The 21,199-nt window shown below is 69.0% G+C and carries 14 protein-coding genes; 9 read left to right on the plus strand and 5 right to left on the minus strand.

Annotated features, from left to right (window positions below; translation table 11 throughout):
* Positions 1 to 54: 54 nt before the first annotated feature.
* Positions 55 to 1,221 (plus strand): L-rhamnose isomerase, encoded by a 1,167-nt coding sequence (rhaI, locus tag RWN05_RS07505; protein WP_175118044.1) that lies wholly within the window; start codon positions 55 to 57, stop codon positions 1,219 to 1,221.
* 163 nt (positions 1,222 to 1,384) lie between these two features.
* Here rhaI and RWN05_RS07510 read toward each other — a convergent pair whose 3' ends face one another.
* Positions 1,385 to 2,218, minus strand: a complete 834-nt coding sequence (locus RWN05_RS07510; RefSeq protein ID WP_064294873.1) for an alpha/beta fold hydrolase — start codon at positions 2,216 to 2,218, stop codon at positions 1,385 to 1,387.
* A 148-nt stretch (positions 2,219 to 2,366) separates the two neighbouring features.
* On the opposite strand from RWN05_RS07510, the gene RWN05_RS07515 reads away from it, so the two are divergent.
* Positions 2,367 to 2,957 (plus strand): TetR/AcrR family transcriptional regulator, encoded by a 591-nt coding sequence (locus RWN05_RS07515; RefSeq protein ID WP_314139182.1) that lies wholly within the window; start codon positions 2,367 to 2,369, stop codon positions 2,955 to 2,957.
* 153 nt (positions 2,958 to 3,110) lie between these two features.
* Positions 3,111 to 4,436, plus strand: coding sequence for an MFS transporter (locus RWN05_RS07520; RefSeq protein ID WP_314139135.1), 1,326 nt, complete (start codon positions 3,111 to 3,113; stop codon positions 4,434 to 4,436).
* A gap of 76 nt (positions 4,437 to 4,512) precedes the next feature.
* Here RWN05_RS07520 and RWN05_RS07525 read toward each other — a convergent pair whose 3' ends face one another.
* Positions 4,513 to 5,304 carry an SDR family oxidoreductase gene (locus tag RWN05_RS07525; protein ID WP_314139136.1) on the minus strand — a complete coding sequence of 264 codons (792 nt, stop codon included), beginning with the start codon at positions 5,302 to 5,304 and terminating at the stop codon, positions 4,513 to 4,515.
* Positions 5,305 to 5,513: 209 nt separating this feature from the next.
* On the opposite strand from RWN05_RS07525, the gene RWN05_RS07530 reads away from it, so the two are divergent.
* The 6 genes from RWN05_RS07530 (at position 5,514) to RWN05_RS07555 (ending at position 13,181) form a co-directional block, all read left to right on the plus strand.
* Positions 5,514 to 6,272 carry a DeoR/GlpR family DNA-binding transcription regulator gene (locus RWN05_RS07530; RefSeq protein WP_314139137.1) on the plus strand — a complete coding sequence of 253 codons (759 nt, stop codon included), beginning with the start codon at positions 5,514 to 5,516 and terminating at the stop codon, positions 6,270 to 6,272.
* 176 nt (positions 6,273 to 6,448) lie between these two features.
* Positions 6,449 to 8,488, plus strand: a complete 2,040-nt coding sequence (locus RWN05_RS07535; RefSeq protein ID WP_314139138.1) for a bifunctional aldolase/short-chain dehydrogenase — start codon at positions 6,449 to 6,451, stop codon at positions 8,486 to 8,488.
* Complete coding sequence (locus RWN05_RS07540; RefSeq protein WP_079003579.1) at positions 8,485 to 9,948, plus strand: rhamnulokinase family protein; 1,464 nt, start codon at positions 8,485 to 8,487, stop codon at positions 9,946 to 9,948. The genes RWN05_RS07535 and RWN05_RS07540 overlap by 4 nt, the downstream gene beginning before the upstream one ends.
* A 9-nt stretch (positions 9,949 to 9,957) precedes the next feature.
* On the plus strand, positions 9,958 to 10,890 hold the full coding sequence (locus tag RWN05_RS07545; protein WP_314139139.1) for a 2-hydroxyacid dehydrogenase: 933 nt from the start codon (positions 9,958 to 9,960) through the stop codon (positions 10,888 to 10,890).
* 121 nt (positions 10,891 to 11,011) lie between these two features.
* Positions 11,012 to 11,848, plus strand: a complete 837-nt coding sequence (locus RWN05_RS07550; protein ID WP_314139140.1) for an FCD domain-containing protein — start codon at positions 11,012 to 11,014, stop codon at positions 11,846 to 11,848.
* Entirely contained in the window at positions 11,841 to 13,181 is a 1,341-nt protein-coding gene (locus RWN05_RS07555; protein WP_079003581.1) for an alpha-hydroxy acid oxidase, read from the plus strand. Before RWN05_RS07550 ends, RWN05_RS07555 begins: the two co-directional genes overlap by 8 nt.
* 234 nt (positions 13,182 to 13,415) lie before the next feature.
* On the opposite strand, the gene RWN05_RS07560 is transcribed toward RWN05_RS07555, so the two are convergent.
* The 3 genes from RWN05_RS07560 to RWN05_RS07570 all read right to left on the minus strand — a co-directional run bounded on the left by RWN05_RS07560 (position 13,416) and on the right by RWN05_RS07570 (position 20,971).
* A complete protein-coding gene (locus RWN05_RS07560) occupies positions 13,416 to 18,626 on the minus strand; it encodes an SdrD B-like domain-containing protein (RefSeq protein ID WP_314139141.1) in 5,211 nt (1,736 codons plus the stop codon).
* A 67-nt stretch (positions 18,627 to 18,693) separates the two neighbouring features.
* On the minus strand, positions 18,694 to 19,068 hold the full coding sequence (locus tag RWN05_RS07565) for a DUF3060 domain-containing protein (RefSeq protein ID WP_079003583.1): 375 nt from the start codon (positions 19,066 to 19,068) through the stop codon (positions 18,694 to 18,696).
* A gap of 181 nt (positions 19,069 to 19,249) precedes the next feature.
* The gene (locus tag RWN05_RS07570; protein WP_167620529.1) at positions 19,250 to 20,971 is read right to left on the minus strand and encodes a YncE family protein; all 1,722 of its coding nucleotides are present in this window, start codon (positions 20,969 to 20,971) and stop codon (positions 19,250 to 19,252) included.
* Positions 20,972 to 21,199 lie beyond the last annotated feature (228 nt).

Genomic DNA, 21,199 nt, shown 5'->3' on the forward strand with positions numbered 1-21,199 from the left:
AGTCAGCGCCGTGAACGCGCCCAAGACCACCGGAACACGCACAGAGAAGTGACCATGACCAGTTTCGACACCATCACCCCCCTGCTCGAGAAGCAGGCCATCGAACTCCCCTCCTGGGCGTTCGGCAACTCCGGCACCCGCTTCAAGGTGTTCACGACGCCCGGCACCCCGCGGACGCCCGAGGAGAAGATCGCCGACGCCGCCAAGGTGCACGAGTTCACCGCCCTCGCGCCGAAGGTCGCACTCCACATCCCGTGGGACCTCGTGGACGACTTCAGCGCGCTCCGTCGCTACGCCGAGGACCACGGCGTCGCGCTCGGCACGATCAACTCGAACACCTTCCAGGACGAGGACTACAAGTTCGGCAGCCTGACCCACAGCAACCCGGTGATCCGTCAGAAGGCGATCGACCACCACTTCGCCTGCATCGACGTCATGCACGCGACCGGCTCGCAGGACCTCAAGATCTGGCTCGCCGACGGCAGCAACTACCCGGGCCAGCAGGACATCCGCGGCCGGCAGGACCGCCTGGCCGACTCGCTCCAGCAGATCTACGCCCGCCTCGGCGAGGAGCAGCGACTCGTGCTCGAGTACAAGTTCTTCGAGCCGGCGTTCTATCACACCGACGTCCCCGACTGGGGAACGTCCTACGCCCAGGTGGCCCAGCTCGGCGACCAGGCCCTCGTCTGCCTCGACACCGGCCACCACGCGCCTGGCACGAACATCGAGTTCATCGTCGCCCAGCTCCTGCGTCTCGGGAAGCTCGGATCGTTCGACTTCAACTCGCGCTTCTACGCCGACGACGACCTCATCGTCGGTGCAGCCGACCCGTTCCAGCTGTTCCGGATCCTCTACGAGGTCGTCCGCGGCGGCGGCCTCGACGACGACTCGCCGGTCGCGTTCATGCTCGACCAGTGCCACAACGTGGAGGACAAGATCCCCGGTCAGATCCGCTCGGTGCTGAACGTGCAGGAGATGACCGCGCGCGCACTGCTCGTCGACCGCGACGCACTGACGGCGGCACAGGAGGCCGGCGACGTGCTCGGCGCGAACGGCATCCTCATGGACGCGTTCTACACCGACGTCCGCGGGCCGCTCGCCGCCTGGCGCGAGAGCCGCGGCCTGCCCGCCGACCCGTTCGGCGCCTACCTGGCCTCGGGCTACCAGCAGCACATCGCCGAGGAGCGCGTCGGCGGGACGCAGGCGAGCTGGGGCGCTTAGGCACACCCGAGCACGAGGAAGCCCCGCGACCGACCCGGTCGCGGGGCTTCATCCACATCCGGACGTTCACAACTCAGGACGCGCGCGGCGTGTCACCACGGGCGCGCCGGCCGAGTTCGCCGACGCGCCGGGACGGACCTGAATTGCGAACCGACCGAGCTGACTACTTCGCAAGGAAGGCGAGCAGTTGCTCGTTGACCTCGCGGTAGTGGGTCCAGAGCATGCCGTGCGGCGCGCCCTCGATCTCGACGTACTCGGCGGAGGGCAGCGCCTTCGCGAACACGCGACCGGTGGAGTCGATCGGCAGGACGCGGTCGCCGGTGCCGTGGACGATGAGCGACGGGACGTCGATCTTCGCGACGTCGGCCCGGAAGTCGGTCAGCCAGGTCGGCTGCGCCGCGACCGACGCGTACGGCGACGCGTTGTAGGCGAGCTGCGTGTTGGCCCGCAGCGCCTCCTCGCTCAGGCGCGAGCCGAGGTTCTCGTCCGTGTTGAAGAAGTTCTCGAAGAAGCTCGTGAAGAACGCGTAGCGGTCGTCGGTGACGGCAGCGAGGAGCCCGTCGAACACGTCCTGCGGGACGCCCGTCGGGTTGTCATCGGTCTGCAGCAGGTACGGCTCGAGCGATCCGAGGAAGACGGCCTTCGCGACGCGCTCCGAGCCGTAGGTGCCGAGGTAGCGGCCGACCTCGCCGGTGCCCATCGAGAAGCCGACCAGGACCGCGTCGTGGAGGTCGAGCCCGTCGACGACGGCCTTGAGGTCGGCGGCGAAGGTGTCGTAGTCGTAGCCCTCGGTGGGCTTGGAGGACTTGCCGAAGCCGCGGCGGTCGTAGGTGATGACGCGGTAGCCGGCGTCGAGGAGCGCCGCGGTCTGCTTCTCCCACGAGGAGCCGTCGAGGGGGTAGCCGTGGATGAGGACGACGGGCTGGCCGCTGCCGTGATCCTCGACGTAGAGCTCCACGGAGGTGCTGTTCTCGGTTCCGACGGTGATGAACGACATGGTTCGATTCCTTTCGTCTTCGGCGTCCGGGCTCGTCGCCCGGTTCCACGCCCCGAATTGAGAACGATCGTTCTCTTCGGTGTCCATCAGCATAGGGAACGATCGTTCTCAATGCAAGTACACTGATGGAATGACCAGCGAACAGACGATGACCATCGCGTCGCCGAGCCCGGCGAGCGCACCCGCGACACCGGCCTCCGTGCGCGACATCATCGTCGACGCCGCCGACCGCCTGTACTACGCGAAGGGCATCCAGTCCGTCGGCATGGACGAGCTGCGCTCGGCGGCAGGCGTGTCACTGAAGCGCCTGTACTCGGAGTTCCCGAGCAAGGAGGACATCGTCCTCGCGGTCATGGAGCGCCGGCATGAGCTCTGGACCACCGGCGTCAGCACGCTCGTCGACGACGCCGAGACACCCCGAGACCGCCTCCTCGCGATCTACGACTACCTGGCCGGCTGGTTCAGTGACGACTCGTTCCGCGGCTGCGGATTCATCAACGCCTTCGGGGAGCTCGGGGGCGTCTCACCGGTGGTCGCCACCATCACCCGCGAACACAAGGCGTCCTTCCAGGACTACGTCGCCGACCTCGTCGCCGACGCCGGCGCGCCGGCATCACTCGCTCCCCAGCTCGCGATCCTCGCCGAGGGCGCCCAGACAACCGCCGCCATCACGGGCTCCCCCGAGGCTGCGCTGCACGCTCGTCGCGCCGCCGAGACGCTCATCGACGCCGTTCCCTAGCGATTCGTTCGCCCATTTCCGGGCGAACGAAACCTCGTTTGCCCAGAAAGAGGCGAACGGATGTGGTCAGGCCACACTCTGATATATTTTCTGCTCAGACTTCCCCCTGGTTCCACGCGCCATCGTCGCGTCCCACCTCAATGGAGAGAGAGCATGTCCTCACCAAACGGCACACCTGCACCCAGCATCGAATCCCCCGGCACCCGACCACCGAAGGCCTTCCTCGGCCTGTCCGGCCCGTTGCTCTGGGGATACGTCGCGATCGCCTTCTTCATGACCGGCGACGGACTCGAGCAGGCGTTCCTCTCGGACTTCCTCGTCACCAGCGAGGGCTTCAGCACCGACCAGGTGGGCTCGCTCTTCACCGTCTACGGCCTGATCGTCGCGATCGGCGCGTTCGCCTCCGGTGTGCTGGCCGAGTACTTCGGACCACGGCGCGTCATGATCGCCGCCGCCGCGGGGTGGATCGTCTTCCACGCCGGCTTCGTGTACTTCGGCATCATGCAGCACGACTTCGCGATGATGCTGGTGATGTACGCCATCCGTGCCGTCGCCTACCCGCTGTTCGTGTTCGGATTCGTCGTGTGGATCTCCTACGCCGCCCCGCAGGACAAGCTCTCGTCCGCGATGGGCTGGTTCTGGTGTTCGTACTCGGTCGGCGTCGGCGTGTTCGGGTCCTATCTGCCGAGCTTCACCATCCCGGCGTTCGGAGCCGTCGAGACCATGTGGGGCGCGATCGCCTTCATCGCCGTGGGCGGCGTGCTCGCGGGCGTCCTCGTGCGCGGCAAGGGACCGGAGACCTCCGAGCCCCGCACACTCCGCGGCCTGGGCGAGACCCTCGTGACCACACTCGGCCTCCCGTTCCGGAACGTCCAGCTCGCCTACGGCATGCTCCAGCGCGTCATCAACCAGATCTCGCTCTACGGATTCATCGTCATGCTGCCGATCGTCTTCGTCCGCGACATCGGCTTCGAGCAGGGCACCTGGCTGCAGCTGTGGGGGCTCGTCTACATCGTGACGGTGTTCACGAACCTCCTCTGGGGCATCCTCGGCGACCGCATCGGCTGGATCCGCACCGTCCGCTGGTTCGGGAGCCTCGGCATGTTCGCGTCCACGCTCCTGCTCTACTTCATCCCGCTCGTCGTCGGGCCGAACCCCTGGCTCACGGGGATCGCCGTCGTCATGTTCGGGTTCGCGGTCGCGGCCTACGTCCCGCTGTCGGCGCTCATGCCGGCGCTCGAGCCGAACCACCGCGGCGGCGCGGTCGCACTCCTCAACCTCTCCGCCGGACTCTCCCAGTTCGTGGGGTCGCTGCTCGTCACCCTGCTCTGGACGTCCTTCGGCACCACGGCGACCGTCATCGCGCTCGCCTGCACCTATCTCGTCGGGTTCGCGGTGACGTTCCTGATGCGGGTCGACCAGGACGCCCTGGCGAAGGCGGAGACGACGCGGAGTATCCCGACGGTGCCCCAGCGCTGAGTCCGAACGGCCCAGCATGACAGCGGCCCGGAGCGCATTCCACCGATGCGCTCCGGGCCGTCGTCGTCATCGCCCGTCAGATGAGCGTGTACCCGCCGTCGATCCGGAAGCTCTGCCCGACGACGTAGGAGGAGCGCTCTCCGGCTAGGTAGACGACGAGGTCGCCGAGCTCGTCCGGCTCACCCATCCGGCCGGCCGGGATCCGCGACACCCAGTCCTCGGCCATGTCCGGATTGGCGGCGACGAAGTCGCGCGTCATGTCGCTCGCGAAGTAGCCCGGCGCGATGGCGTTGACCCGGATCCCCAGCGGCAACCACTCGATCGCGAGACTGCTCGTGAGCATGGAGACGGCGGCCTTCGAGGCGTTGTATGCGGCCTGCGTCTGCGGCACGTTCACGGCGAAGGCGGACATCGAGGACACGTTCACGATGCTCGCGAGGTGACCCGCGTCGCGACGGTCGGCGACGAAGCGTCGCGCGAACTGCCGGGACACGAGGAAGGTCCCGGTGACGTTCACCCGGAAGAGTCGGTCCCAATCGGCCACCTCGGTGTCGATCGCGCGGGCACCGTGCGTCATCCCGGCACTGTTGACGAGGATGTCGGGCGTCCCGAGGGTATCCGCGACGTGGTCGAGCGCGGCGTTCACGGACCCCTCGTCGGTGACGTCGACCGGGAGCCCGATCACCGCGGGCGAGACCTGCGCATCGAGGACCGACGCGGCATCGGCCACCGACTCCAAACGGTCGAGGAGGGCGACCTGGGCGCCGGCTTCGGCGAGCGCCGTGGCCATCGCGAGCCCGAGCCCACGGGCGCCTCCGGTGATGATCGCCGCGCGACCGGCGAGGAGTGGTTCGTGTGTGATTTCCATGGCGCCAGTCTAGAAGTTCCAGAAGCTCATATATTTTTGACTCGTCCGTACCTCAGGACGCTCGTGGCGCGCCGCGCACGCCACGCCACATCATGTCGGCGACGCGCCGGGGTGCTCCCGAGTTGAGGACCATTCGACATCCCCCGCTGTGACATCCTGTTCACACGGACACGAACGGACACGTCCGACACCGAAGGACAGGGGGCGGCATGGCCACGACCGGCACGCTCGGCGCCGAGGAACGGCGGACCCGGCTCACCGCGATCCTCGAACGCGACGGCAGCATCCGCCTCGACGACGCGGCTGCGGAGCTCGACGTGTCCTCGATGACCGTGCGACGCGACCTCGCCGACCTCGAGCAGCTCGGCCTGGTACGGCGCGTCCGGGGCGGGGCGATCCCGACCCTGCGCCCGAGGACCTTCACCGAGCGGTCCGCGACGGGCGTCCGCGAGAAGGGTGCCATCGTCGAGAAGCTCCGGTCACTCATCCCGACGGACGGCGCGATCGCGATCGACGCCTCCAGCACGGCCGGCGGCATCAGTCGACTGCTCGGCGAGTCGACGCTCACGGTGGCGACCAACTCCTACCCGAACTTCCTCCTCGCCGGCGCGAACCGCGAGGTCACGGCCATCCTCGTCGGCGGCCAGGCCGAGCCGCGCACCGACAGCTTCATCGGCCCCATCGCCTGCCAGGCGGCGTCGTCGGTGCTCTACCGGCGCTTCTTCCTGTCGGCCGCCGCGATCGACCCGACCGTCGGCAGTTCGGAGGTCACCCTCGAGGAGGCGCAGGTCAAGCAGGCCTTCGCCCGCTCCTCGGACGAGACGATCCTCGTCGCCGCGTCCTCGAAGCTGGGGCAGCGCGCGATGGCGGTCGGCTTCGCTCTGGCGGACATCGACCTCCTCGTCACGGAACTCGACCCCACCAACCCCGCGCTCGACGCCTACCGCGACGCCGTCGAACTCCTCTGAGCACCCGGTCCCGCACGTCCCGTTCTCAGGAGTCACCCGCGCGTCGCTCCGCGACGGCCGCAGCGCGCCGAGGCCCTCCTGAGATCGGGACATCGCCATTGCGAGATCTGTCACTTCGTGTGACACTTAACACGATTGAACATCGGGCACGGACGTGCCCCGACGAAGGAGTGCGAATGTCCGTGAACCCAACCGCTGCCGAGCTCATCGCCCGCAGCAACCGCCTCGGGAGCGACCCGAAGAACACCAACTACGCCGGCGGCAACACCTCGGCGAAGGGCACCGAGATCGACCCCGTCACGGGCGAGCCGGTCGAGCTCCTCTGGGTCAAGGGCTCCGGCGGCGACCTCGGCACGCTCAAGCCCGAGGGTCTCGCGGTCCTTCGCCTCGACCGCATGCGCGCTCTGCAGGACGTCTACCCCGGCCTCGACCGCGAGGACGAGATGGTCGCCGCCTTCGACTACACCCTGCACGGCAAAGGCGGCGCGGCCCCGTCGATCGACACCGCCATGCACGGCCTCGTCGACGCGGCCCACGTCGACCACCTGCACCCCGACTCCGGCATCGCCATCGCGACCGCCGCCGACGGCCCGGCGCTCACGACGACGATCTTCGGTGACAAGGTCGTGTGGGTCCCGTGGCGTCGCCCCGGCTTCCAGCTCGGCCTCGACATCGCCGCCATCAAGGCCGACAACCCGCAGGCGATCGGCACGATCCTCGGCGGACACGGCATCACCGCCTGGGGCGACACCTCCGAGGAGGCCGAGGCGAACTCGCTGTGGATCATCGACACCGCGGCCGCCTACATCGAGGCGAACTCCCGCCCCGAGCCCTTCGGTCCGGCGCTCGACGGCTACGCGGCCCTCCCCGAGGCCGAGCGTCGTGCGAAGGCGGCGGCCCTCGCGCCCACCATCCGCGGGCTCGCCTCCGCCGACCGTCCCGTCGTCGGCCACTTCACCGACAGCCCCGAGGTCCTCGACTTCCTGGCCTCGGCGGAGCACCCGCGCCTCACCGCACTGGGCACGAGCTGCCCCGACCACTTCCTCCGCACCAAGGTGAAGCCGCTCACGGTCGACCTGCCCGCCACGGCGAGCGTCGAGGAGGTCATCGAGCGTCTCGGCACGCTGCACGAGACGTACCGCGAGGACTACCAGGCCTACTACGACCGCCACGCCACGGCCGACAGCCCGGCGATCCGCGGTGCCGACCCGCTCATCGTCCTCGTCCCGGGCGTCGGCATGTTCAGCTTCGGTAAGGACAAGCAGACCGCCCGCGTCGCCGGCGAGTTCTACGTCAACGCCATCAACGTCATGCGCGGCGCCGAGGGGCTCTCGACCTACGCGCCGATCGACGAGGCCGAGAAGTTCGCGATCGAGTACTGGGCGCTCGAGGAGGCGAAGCTGCAGCGGATGCCGAAACCGAAGCCGCTCGCGACCCGCATCGCGCTCGTCACCGGTGCCGCATCCGGCATCGGCAAGGCCATCGCCACGCGTCTCGTCGCGGAGGGTGCGGTCGTCGCGATCGCCGACCTCTCACTGGAGAAGGCGCAGGCCGCGGCAGCCGAGCTCGGCACCACGGACGTCGCGATCGGCATCGCCGCCGACGTCTCGAACGAGGCAGCCGTCCAGGCCGCGATCGACGAGACGGTCCTGGCCTTCGGCGGGCTCGACCTCGTCGTCAACAACGCCGGTCTCTCGCTGTCGAAGTCGCTCCTCGAAACCACCGAGGCGGACTGGGACCTCCAGCACAACGTCATGGCGAAGGGCTCGTTCCTCGTCTCGAAGGCCGCCGCACGCGTGCTCATCGACCAGAAGCTCGGCGGCGACATCGTCTACATCTCGTCGAAGAACTCCGTGTTCGCCGGCCCGAACAACATCGCCTACTCCGCGACGAAGGCCGACCAGGCCCACCAGGTCCGTCTCCTCGCCGCAGAGCTCGGCGAGTACGGTGTGAAGGTGAACGGCATCAACCCCGACGGCGTCGTCCGCGGCTCCGGCATCTTCGCCTCGGGCTGGGGTGCGAACCGCGCGAAGACGTACGGCATCGACGAGCAGGACCTCGGCAAGTTCTACGCGCAGCGCACCATCCTCAAGCGCGAGGTCGTCCCCGAAAACGTCGCGAACGCGGTCTTCGCGATCTGCACGAGCGACTTCAGCCACACGACCGGACTGCACATCCCCGTCGACGCGGGCGTGGCCGCGGCCTTCCTGCGATGAGCGCGGCAGGCCGGAGCGGCACCGTCGCGGCGGTCGACCTCGGGGCCACGAGCGGGCGGGTCATGCTCGGCCACGTCGGCCCCGGCGAGCTGCGCCTCGTACCGGTCGCGCGGTTCCCGAACACGCCCGTCCGCACGCCGGACGGCCTGCACTGGAACATCCTCGAGCTGTACCGCTCGATCATCGCGGGGCTGTCGGGCGCAGCGAAGCAGGAGCCGCACCTGGCGAGCATCGGCATCGACTCATGGGCGGTCGACTACGGCCTCCTCCGGCAGGGGCGCCTCCTCGGCGCACCGTTCCACTACCGCGACGAACGGACGGCTGCAGGTGTCGAGGCGGTCCACGGAACGGTCCCCTTCGCCGACCTCTACCGCGTGAACGGCCTGCAGTTCCTGCCGTTCAACACCGTCTACCAGCTCGCGACCGAGCGCGACGCCGGCATGCTCGACGTCGCCGACACCGCACTCCTGGTGCCCGACCTCATCGCGCACTGGCTGACGGGTGCCCGTGTCGCCGAGGCCACCAACGCGTCGACCACCGGCCTCGTCCGCGCCGGCGAACCGACCGCCTGGGACACCGAGCTCCTCGGGCGGCTCCACATCCCGGCGACGATCCTCCCGCCCATCGTCCAGCCGGGCGATCGCATCGGGACGCTCCTCGAGGCGGTCGCCACCGAGGTCGGCCTAGCCTCCTCCACCCCGGTCACCGCCATCGGCTCGCACGACACGGCGTCAGCGGTCGTCGCCGTCCCGATGACGACCCCGGATGCCGCCTACATCTCGTGCGGCACCTGGGGACTCGTCGGGGTCGAGCTCGAACGCCCGGTCCTCACCGAGGCGAGTCGAGCGGCGAATTTCACGAACGAGGGCGGCGTCGACGGACGCACCCGCTTCTTGCACAACGTGATGGGACTCTGGCTCCTGAGCGAGTCGGTGCGCACCTGGGAGCGCGGGGGCGAGACGATCGACCTCCCCGGGCTCATCGCCCAGGCCGCCGCGGTCGACGCACCCGTCTCGGTGTTCGATGCGAACGACCCCCGGTTCCTCGCCCCCGGTGACCTGCCGGCGCGCATCGCCGGGTTCCTCACCGAGCACGGGCGGGCGGTCCCGCAGTCCCGTGCCGAGTTCGTCCGGTGCATCATCGAGAGCCTGGCGCAGGCGTTCGCGGACGCCGTCCACACGGCCTCCGAGCTGTCCGGGGTCCAGGTGCGCGCGATCCACGTCGTCGGCGGCGGATCCCAGAACACGCTCCTCTGCCAGCTGACGGCCGACCGTGCGGGGATCCCCGTCATCGCCGGCCCGGTCGAGGCGACGGCACTGGGGAACGTCCTCGTCCAGGCGAGGGCGGTGGGGATCATCGACGGCGACCTCGAGTCCCTGCGCGCCCTCGTCGCCCGTTCCTTCGAGCCGACCCGCTACGAGCCGCGCAAGCCTGCCGGCTCCACGACCGTCAGCCGGTAGCGTCGCAGCATGACCGCTTCTCCACTCATCGTCAGCCTGCCCGCCGACCTGCGCGAGGAGGTGCTGTCGCAGGGACCCCTCCCCGAGGGCGTCGAGTTCGTCGAATGGGATCTGCGCACCGAACCGCCGGTCGAGCACATCGACCTCGTCGTGCCCGTGTACCTCGGCTCGAACAAACCGCTCGCGAACGTCGGTGCGGTGACGCCGAAGCTCGTCCAGGTGCAGTCGATCGGTTACGACGGCCTCGCGGACCTCCTCCCGGAGGGCATCACCCTCGCCAACGCGGCGACCGTCCACGAGGCCTCGACGGCGGAGCTCACGGTCGGGCTCATCCTCGCCTCGCAGCGCGGCATCCCCGACTTCGTGCGGGCCGAGCGGACGGGCGAATGGCTGCAGAGCCAGCGCCCGAGCCTCGCCGACCGCCGCGTGCTCCTCATCGGGTACGGCGGGGTCGGTGCGGCCATCGAGGAGCGCCTGCTCCCGTTCGAGGTGGAGGTCACCCGGGTGGCGTCGAGCGCGCGGGAGGACGAGCGGGGGCCGATCCACGGCATCGACGAACTGCCCGAACTCCTGCCGCACGCGGAGATCGTCATCGTCGTCGTCCCGCTGACCGACAGCACCCGCGGCTTGATCGGAGACGGCTTCCTGGCGGCACTGCCCGACGACGCCCTGGTCGTGAACGTCGCCCGCGGCCCCGTCGCCGACACCGACGCCCTGGTGGAGCACGCGACGAGCGGTCGCATCCGACTGGCGCTCGACGTGACCGACCCCGAACCACTGCCCGCCGACCACCCGCTGTGGTCCCTGCCGAACGTGCTCGTCTCCCCGCACATCGGGGGTGCGACGAGCGCCATGCTGCCGCGGATGGCGCGTCTCCTGCGTCGGCAGATCGAACATCTGTTGGCCGACGAGGAGCCGGAGAACATCGTCCTCCGCACCTGAGACGGGCGTCGATATCCGTCGGAACCCCCTCGCAGAGAAATCTGCGAGAAAGGCTCGCGTTGAATCGGTTCAAGAGGTAGGGTTTGTGGTCTGACCACACCGAAGTGTCGAAGGAGGATCGATGAACGCACCAGCGACGGCCGCGACGGCCGCGGCCCCGGCGACGCAGCCCGCCACCCCAGCGGCGGAGCCCCGGGCCTGGGAGGTCGTGCTCGCCCGCATCGAGTCGGACCTCCTCAGCGGTGTCCTCACCCCCGGTGACCGCCTGCCCGGCGAACGACAGCTCGCGATCGACCTCGGCGTCGGTCGGTCCAGCGTCCGCGAGGCGATCCGCGTCCTCGAGGTCCTGGGACTCATCCGCACCCACACGGGATCCGGCCCCACCGCCGGCGCGATCATCGTCGCCACGCCGTCCGGTGGCATGGCCACCCTCATGCGGCTCCAGGTGGCCGCGCAAGGCTTCGCCGTCCAGGACGTGGTCGACACCCGGCTCGTGATCGAGACCGCGGTCGTCCACAGTCTCGCGTCGCGCGCCGGAACGACCGTCCCCGATCTCACACACCCCGAGGCCCTGCTCGACGCGATGGACCAGTCGACGCTCACGGAGGCCGAGTTCCTCGCCCTCGACGCGCAGTTCCACCTGTCGCTCGCCGAGGCGGAGGGCAACCAGGTCCTCGTCGCCACGATGTCCGGCCTCCGCGACTCGATCGAGCGCTACGTCCTCGCCGGCGTCCCGCAACTGGCGTCGTGGTCAGCCACCGCCGACCGCCTGCGCGCCGAGCACCGGGGCATCGTGGAGGCGATCCGCCACGCCGACGCCGAGCTGGCCCGCCAGTCCGTCCGCTCCCACATCACCAACTACTACCAGGCTCGCGAACGGTCAGAAGACGACAGTCCGCACCCCTCGACACCCACCTCAAGCGACAGTTCGCGGAAAGAAGAGACAGACCATGGTTGAACGCCGCATCCCCAAGCCCCATGACCTCCTGCCGCTCATGCAGTTCAAGAAGCCGGAGTTCAACGCTCGCCGGCGACGGCTGGCGGCCGCCACCACCATCAGCGACCTCCGGGCGATCGCGAAGAAGGTCACGCCGACGGCGCCCTTCGATTACACCGACGGCGCCGCCGAGGGCGAGATCTCACTGGCTCGGGCACGGCAGGCGTTCCAGGACATCGAGTTCCACCCGGCCGTCCTGAAGAACGTCGCGAACGTCGACACCGGCTGGGACGTCCTCGGCGAGCGTGTCGCGTTCCCCTTCGGCATCGCGCCGACCGGCTTCACCCGCATGATGCAGACCGAGGGCGAACGGGCGGGGGCCTCCGCCGCCGCGGCCGCGGGCATCCCCTTCACCCTGTCGACCATGGGCACGACCTCGATCGAGGACGTCAAGGCGGCGGCACCCGGTGGGCGCAACTGGTTCCAGCTGTACATGTGGAGCGAGCGCGAACGGTCGATGGCGCTCGTCGATCGCGCGGCCGCGGCGGGCTACGACACCCTCGTCGTGACGGTCGACACCCCGGTCGGCGGCGCCCGCCTGCGCGACGTCCGCAACGGCATGACGATCCCGCCGTCGCTCACCCCGAAGACCATCGTCGACGCGCTCCCCCGCCCGGCATGGTGGATCAACTTCCTCACCACGGAGCCACTGGCCTTCGCGAGCCTCGACCGCTGGTCGGGAACCGTCGCGGCGCTCATCGACACGATGTTCGACCCGACCGTCGGCCCGGACGAGGTCAAATACATCCGCGAGCAGTGGAAGGGCAAGCTCATCGTCAAGGGCGTCCAGTCGGTCGCCGATGCGAAGCTCGCCGTCGACCTCGGTGCGGACGCCGTCCAGCTCTCCAACCACGGCGGCCGCCAGCTCGACCGCGCGCCGATCCCGTTCCACCTCCTGCCGAGCGTCGTGCGCGAGGTGGGCAAGGACGCAGAGGTGCACCTCGACACCGGCATCATGAACGGCGCCGACATCGTGGCCTCCGTCGCGCTCGGTGCGCGCTTCACCTTCATCGGCCGCGCCTACCTGTACGGGCTCATGGCCGGTGGACGCGAGGGCGTCGATCGTGCGATCCAGATCCTCTCGGGTGAGATCGTGCGCACGATGAAGCTGCTGGGTGTCGCGTCGCTCGACGAGCTGCAGCCTCACCACGTGACGCAGCTGTCGCGGTTCACGACCCTGCAGCCGCTGCCCGAGCAGTCGACACTGAGTGCCGGACGCTCCACAACAGCGAAGCCCGCGACGTCGCCCGCCCGCAAGGCTCCGGCGCGGAAGCCCGCAGCCGCGAAGGCGTAACCGCCTCCTCACTCGACCGGCCCCGGTCACCGCGCGCGTCGAAGGATCCTTGTCGACACGCTTGGTGACCGGGGCCTTGGACGTCCTCGCAGGCGCACAGTTCCGTCCCGCGCTCTCGCCAGACGGCACGCCGCACGACGCGAGCGCGGGGCCGCCTCACGCTTCCGCATGAGACGACCCCGCCGCCGGCCTGGGCCGATCAGTCCTGCCCGAACCCCGGGCAGGACCGTGTCATCATTCCGTCAGATCCGAACCGACCTCCTCACGCTGACGGCGGCGCACGATGAGGCCGAAGCCCAGGGCGATCCCGAGCAGCGCGAGTGCCGCTGCGCCTCCGAGGAAGGCGCCCTCGGCTCCGGTCTTCGCGAGCGGACCGTCCGTCGATCCGGACGAGACGACGGGTGCCGGCGTGTTCGGTTCGGGCGTCTCCGGTACGACGATTCCGACGTACCAGGACTCGGTGGAGGCGGATACCAGCGAGCGAGGCTGCACGCCGTCGTCGAACGATCCAAACCCGTCTTCCGCGGTCGCCGTGACGACCCGGTGGTGTGCGCCGAGCTCGGCGCGCTCCTGGAGATCGACGCTGACCGACGCACCTGGTGCCAGCGCACCGTCGACGGACAAGGCCGACCGGGGCTCCATGCCGTCGTCGAGGACGACGTCCGTGAGTGTCCGCGGACCGGTGTTCGTCACGATGTACGTCCACGTGATGCCGTCGGCAGCCAGGATCTCCGGCCCGGGAGCCTCCTCGACGATTTCGCCGTTCAGCAGCACCTCGACGCTGATCTCACCGGCGGTCGGCAGCTGCACTTCGGCCAGGTCGTCGTCGGAGACGCGCGATCCATCGGCAGCATGTGCTCCCGACGCCGACACCTCGCGCGAGACGAAGCCCGCGTCGATGTCCGACTGCGTGATCGTGGTCTCGAACGTGGTCACTTCGATCGAGCCGGGGGCCAGGGACTCCCAGGTCCCGATCGTCTGTTCGTCGTCGTGGACCTCGACGTTCCGCAGCGTCGGCAGCCCGGCGTTCTCGACGGCGACGGTCCAGTCCACCGTGGCACCGACCGCGACCTCGTCACGGACACTGCCCACGATCGACACCGTCACCGCAGCACCCGTTGCCAGATCGATGGTGACCGAGTCGGAATCCTCGACGGTCTCACCGGCGAGGTCGACACCGGACGCGGCCGCATCCGTGGTCAAGGACCCTCGATCGATGTCGGCCTGCGTCAGCGTGTAGTCGACCGTCGCGACCGCGGACTCGCCGAGCTGCAACGTCCCGGGCTCGCCCGGCCACACCACCTCCGGCTCACCCATTCCAGCGAACCGGTCGCGGACCTGGACCTCCGTCAATGCGGTGCCGGCGCTCGTGTTCGTCGCGGTGAGCTCGAACTCGATCACCGAGCCGACGACCAGGTCGCCGTCAGGCAGGATCGCCCGCTCGTCGACCGTGATCGAGGAGTCGATCACACCCTGATACCAGCTGACGTCCTCAGCACGCACCGGACCCACCGGCCGATCGCCCGCCTCAACACCGGAGACCACGGCACGAACGAGCTGCTCAACGAACACCGCGTCGGCTGACACCGTGATGTCCGTGCTCTCGCCAGGGGCCAGCGTCTCGATGACCGCCAGCTCCGACCCGAACGAATCCGAGACGGACAGATCAGCAAGGGTGCGGATACCGGTGTTGGTGACCACGTACGTCCACTCGATCGACTCACCGACCGTCACCTCAGGACCAGGAGCCGAAACGACATCCTCTCCGTTCAACAGCACCTCGATCGACACCGCACCGGCCACGTCCAGCGGCACCTCCGCAGTGTCCTCATCGGTCACCGACGAACCGTCCGCAGCGTGGAACCCTTCCACCTCCACCGATCGGGATACCAGGCCGGCATCGATGTCGGACTGGGTCAGGGAAGTCTCGAACGTGGTGATCTCGATCGCCGCGGGCGCGAGGGTGTCCCAGCTGCCGATCGACTGTTCGCCATCGCGAACCTCGACATCACGCAGCGTCGGCAAGCCGGCGTTCTCGACGGTGACGGTCCAGTCCACCGCGGCACCGGCCGCGACCTCGTCGCGCACGCTGCCCACGATCGACACCTTCACCGCAGCCCCCGTGACGAGATCGACGGTGATGCTGTCGTCATCGCTGACAGCGCTTCCGAGCGCGTCGGTCCCGGCGACGGTCGCATCGTTGGTCAGGCGACCACGGTCGATGTCGGACTGCGTCACGGTGTAGCTCGCCGTCGCCTGCACGGTCGCCCCGGCAGCCAGCACACCGGATTCGGCGGGCCAGTCGAAGGCCAGTTCGCTCAGGCCCCGGAGGTCGTCGTCCAACTGGACGTCACTGAGGGTTCCTTGCCCGCTGTTCGTGGCGACGAAGGTGTAGTCGATGACCGAGCCGACCTCGAGATCCCCCTCGGGCAACGTCGCACGCTTGTCGAGCACGATGCTCGAGTCGACGGTCTGGTACCCGAACACGAGGTCGTCGCGACCACTTCCCATCGGGACCGTGAACGGACCGGCGACGTCGTCTCGGCGATCCTGCCAACCGGCGGTCTGCAGGTGTGACGCCGGGAGCGTCGTGCCGTCGACGACCACCTCGTACTCCTGGCTGGAGACGAGCCCGTCGATCGAGAACGTCCCGTCCGATGCGGTCGAGCTCTGCTCGATCGCATCGCCGCCGGCCGGACGGAGGTCGAGCCTCACGTCGGCCAGGCCGGGCTCGTCGGCCTGCTGCACGCCGTCGCCGTTCCGATCGTCGAAGACGACACCGCCGACCGTGGAGCCGACGACCTCGGACGTCTGGTTCGGCGTCCGGAGACGGACCGAGTTCGATCCGAAGTAGGCGTCGGCGCTGTTCTGGTAGACGTCTCCCGCCTCCTGCCCCTCCACCGAGAGGTCGAGACGGAGGCCACCCGCGGCCGTGGAGTTGAACCCGACGTAGACGACACGCACAGCGGTGACGGACGAGAGATCGGCGTCCTCGGCGAGATCGACCCACTCGACCTCGTCGCCGGGCGCATCGCCGATGAGGCGAGGATCGGCGGTCGTGATCTGCACGGTCGCCGGCTCGACGCCCAACAGGCGAAGGCTCTGGAGCGTGGCGGTCCCCGAGAAGCTGGAGCCGCGGGCGTCGCCGTTGTACGGCAGGACGTCGAGGAACACGACGTTGCCCTCGTAGTTGCTCCGGGTGAAGTTGTACCAATAGGTCGTGAAGTCGATCGACGTGTCGTCGGACTCGATCTGCGGCTTCCCCGCGGCGCCGCTCAGCGAGAGGGTGTCCACCTGCACGACGTTGACACGCGAGGACGCCTGGAGCGCCGTGTCGCCGATGCCGGAGAGGGTGCTCAAGGTGGACAGGGTGCCGTTGGTCCCGCCGGTCCAAGCATTCGGCTTGACCGGCCGCTGGACCGACACCGTCGTGCCGATGCGAACGGGCTTGAGCGACGTGGACGATGCATCGAGCACGACCGGGGCCGTGCTCTCGAGCGTGACGTACGCGGGGGCGCGGTCGTCGCGGGTGCCGGGGAGGCCATCGGGGCCGAGGTCGGCCTCGCGCACGCCGACGACTCGCCACGCCGGGTCGAGACGCGACACGTCGAAGGCCGTCACCGCGGAGTCGAGTCGCACCTCGGTGCGGACCGCGTCGAAGGTGATGGGCGCAGCGTCGAGGCGTGCGCCGGCCGGTCGAACCAGGCTGGTCTGCGCGATCTGGTCGACGGAGTTGCCACCGACGACCGACGCCGAACCCGCTGCCAGCGAATGGTTCGTGGTGAACAGCTCGACGCAGGTGCTCGTCCGCTGTCCGCGGGCACCGGTCTCGTCCGCCGTCCAGGTGTGATTGATCGTGATGCAGGATCCGACCGGCGCACGCGCCTCCAACGGGACACGGACGGACAGCTTGAAGTCGGCAACGCGCCCGATCACGTCCTTCTGCCAACTCTCTCCGAGGTACTGCACGCGCACTCCGGTGATCGCCGTGGGGCCCCCGGCCTCCTGCGGCGTGTCGAACCAGGCGTTGCTCTCGGGGTCCTGCTGATCGGTTCCGTTCGTGTACTGGACGAGGAACCGGTCGGCCGGCTGCTGCTGGAGGGTGCTGTCGCGGACGACACCGAAAGCCACGGCCGGGGTGTCGAGGACGAACTGAGCCTCCTCGGGATTCCAGAACTGGTGGGTGACCAGGTTCGTCAGCCCCTGGCTGCGGGTCTGGCCGGACTCCGCGCGGGTCGGCGGGGTGACCGTCCCCTCGGAGAAGAGCTCGGCGTCCGGCGACACCAGACTGTTGCTCACGCTCGTCCAGCGGGACGCGTTGAGCGGCGGATAGCTCGGCGTTCCGGAGATGTAGCGTGCTGCGGAGATGCCCGCCGTCGGCGGAGCGAGGACCCAGCCGCCCTCTTCGTCGTCCTTCAGGTTCTGCGTCAGACGCGCTGAGGACTGACCACCGATCGCACCGACGATGGTCGAGCCACCGTTGGTGGTCCAATCGGGACCCGTCAGGGTGTAGGGGATCACGATGGCATCGGCCGCCTTCTCAGGGACGTCGTCCTTCGGGTACCAGAGGGTCGGCCGGATGGCCAGGCGGGTGGGAGCCACGTCGCTGATCGGGAGGGAGGTGATCCGTAGGGTGATCTCCTTGCCGTCGACGGAGACGATTTCCGCAAGGTCGCTCTCGAGTTCGACGCCACCGGCGGTGGGACCGTCGTACGTCAGGGTGACGTCGATCGGGAGGTCGATCTCCATGGGCCGGCGCTGTCCGGCTTCGAGCAACGAGGTCAGCTGTACGCCGATGGACAGTGGAATCGCGTCCTCCAGACCGTTCCCGAAGTCGTACTGGCCGAGCGCGTTGGACTGGCCACCGACCGGCGTGAGGTCCGAGCGGTACTCACCCACGGTCGTGAGCGTCCCGCCGGACGCCTCTCGAGCGCCCGTGCCGTCCTCGTAGACGACCGTCGCGTCGTACACCGTGCCGGGGGCCGTCGTGAATCCGTTCATCGTCGCGGTGAGACCGTCGACCGTCACGAGCGACCCCGAGGGGATCGACATCGTCGCACGGAGCGTGCGCCCACCGTCCTCGAGCACGTAGCGGGAGGTGAACGTCGGAGAGTCGTTGTTCAACTTGATGAGGGACGATTCGTCCCAGACCCACCCCTCGGGCAGGGTCTGCGAGGCGACACCGTCGGTGAGTCCGTCGCTTCCGAGCGACCAGGCGAACATCGCCGAGGAGCCGGTCGCGATGAGTCCGTTGTCGGCAGCCGGGTCGAGCGTGCCGACGATGCCGTCGTCCGTGATCGAGAGCTTGAACTCGGTGAACGAGCCGACGGCTTGGAGGTCGGTGGTCGCCGCAGCCGGCGCCGAGAGCACACCACCGAGCGCGGTCGTGATGGCCAGGGTGCCGGCCATGAGTTGCAGGCGCGAACGCCAGCGAGGGGGTTTCATGCTGTTTCCTTCGAGAGAACGATTGCGGCCGGGCGGCCGCACGGGGACGGGATGTCGGGGAGGGTGGTCACTGAGCCGGCGCCAGGGTGTTGCCGGGGAAGGCGTCCTCGGCGAGCTCGGCGCCGTCGAGCCAGGCGAGGTCGTTGCCGGATCCGACGACGTCGACACGCTCGACGAAGTCGATGCTGATCGTGTTGTCGTCGCCGTCGACCGTGAGCGAGGTCGCCGAGTCCGCATGCAGCGTGACGGCGTCGGCTCGCACCGTCACGGCACCGCAGTCGCCGATGAGGCGCACGTTCGCGCCGTCCGAGCCGATGGTGACATCACGGCCGGTGCACTGGGTCACGGCAGGTTCGGCCACGCTGGCGATCGGTGCGGACGTACAGGCGACGAGGGTGCCGGCGAGCGCAAGGGTCACGGCGGCGAGGACGGCTGGTTTCATGGGGAGATCTCCGGTCGGTTTCCGAATGTCTGATTCTACACGTGAAATACTAGCCGACGAATGAGTGATATACAAGCGGTCACAAGAGCGCAAGCCGACACAACGACGGAACGCGCGACCCCTCAGGGCCGCGCGTTCCGTCGGATGCGCTGCGTGCGCGTCGGTGCCTGGGGCTCCGCCCCTACCCCACCCTCCTCCGCGCGCACGAGATCGCGATCGCAATCGCGGAGGACCCGAGCCCGGCGAGGATCAGGATCGCCGCCAGCGCGAACGGCCCGGAGTCGGCCCCCGTCCGGACAAGCGCCCCTTCCTCGGACGACCGATCGATCGGGGTCGGAGGCGGAACGACCACCGTCGCAGCGGTGATCGTCCAGGTGAACGTCGTGGAGGCGACCAGTTCGCCTGCGGTCGCCGAGACGGTCACGGCGAAGACACCGACGGTGGTCGGGATCCCCTGCAGCAGGCCCGTCGACGGGTCCAGACCGATGCCGCCGGGCAATCCCACCGCCGAATAGGTGACGGCTGAGCCGTCCGACGTCGTCGCGTTCGCGGCGACGGAGACCGCATCTCCCGACCGGTCGCTCCGATCGGCCAAGGGATCCAGTGCGATCGTCGGTGCCGGTGGATCCACCGTCAGGGTCGCTGCCGCAGTCGGCGTCGACCCGACCGAGTTCGTGAAGACCGCACGGTATCGCTGGCCCGACTGATCGACCGTCGCCGCCTCGATCGTCAGCGACGGTGCGGTCTCGTCGGCGAGATCACTCCAGGTCGCGCCCCCGTCGGTACTGACCTGCCAGACCACGGTGGTCGCCTCGACGCTCGAGGCCTGGGCCTCGAAGGTCGCATCACCGCCGGCAGCCACGCGCTGATCGACCGGGTCGGAGACGATGGACGGTGCCGTGGCGATGGGATCGATCACCGTCAGGTTGTTGCTCCGGATGCTCGTCACGAAGGTCCGATGGCGGGTCGGGTCGGTCGCGATCTGGAACGCGCCGATCGCGGGCACGTCCTGGACACGGGCGCCGGTGGCCGCATCGACCACCACGACCGTTCCGCCGTTCGACTGCGGGGACGTGAGGAAGGCCGACTCGAGCGCACGGTCGGCGGAGGTGAAGTAGGTGTTCGTGACGTCGATGGACCCGGACACCGCCCCGGTCGAGGTGTCGTGGACGGTCGCCGTCGGGCCGAGCTGCGCCGTGACGAAGGCGCTCGTCTCGTCCGAGGAGAGGAGGAGGCTCTGCGGCACGCGGTTCGTCGACCAGCTCGTCCGCAGCGTCCCGTCCGCGGTGTCGAACACGAGCACCTGGTCGTTGTTCGGCGCGACGGCGTACGCGGTGGTTCCTGCGGCGTCGACGGTGACCTCCTGCATCCCGGTCACAGCCGACCAGGTGGTGACCGGGACCGGAGCCGCCGGATCCGAAGCGTCGAGCACCGAGAGGTAGGCCGAGGCGGAGTTCACCACGTAGATCTGCTTCGTCGAGAGGTTCAGGCTGACGCCCGTCGGCGCGTTTCCGACGGGCACGCTGGCCACGACCGACGCGGACACGGGATCGATGACCGCGAGGGACCCCTGCAGCAGGTTGCCGGTGTATTGCGACACGTAGACGTAGCCGCTCGCCGGGTCGACCGCGATCTGTGATGGCAGGTTCGGAACGGCGACCGTCGTCACCCGCTCCAGCGTGTCGGCGTCGTAGACCCAGACGACGTTCGACGTCCGGCCCGACACGTAGACGAGCCCACGGTTCGGATCGACGGCGACCCCGTACGGTCGAGCGTCGAGTGTCAGGACGCGGCTCGCCTGATACTCCGGCGCGGCCGCCGACGCCGCTTGCGGCAGGCCGACCGACATGGTCATCGCCGCAACCGCGATCACCGCGGCGACGACCTTCTGAATCACGGGCATACGCCACCCCATCGCTCGAGCCACTCCCCCCACCGAGATCGTCGAGGAGTCCGGACCGCACCGACCGATCGCCTGAGCGAGGATCAGTTCTGCGGCGACTTCGCGACAGTTGTTGGTGAGGATAGCGGTCACGGGACCGCACCGACAACCGGTCGCGGAAATCGGCCAGCGCCGGTCGCTCGGGCCGGACTCGCGCGCTCACACCATCACACCGCCCTCCCCGGGTTG

It is taken from the genome of uncultured Plantibacter sp., assembly GCF_963518075.1.
In the GTDB taxonomy this organism is placed as follows: Bacteria; Actinomycetota; Actinomycetes; order Actinomycetales; family Microbacteriaceae; genus Plantibacter; species Plantibacter flavus_A.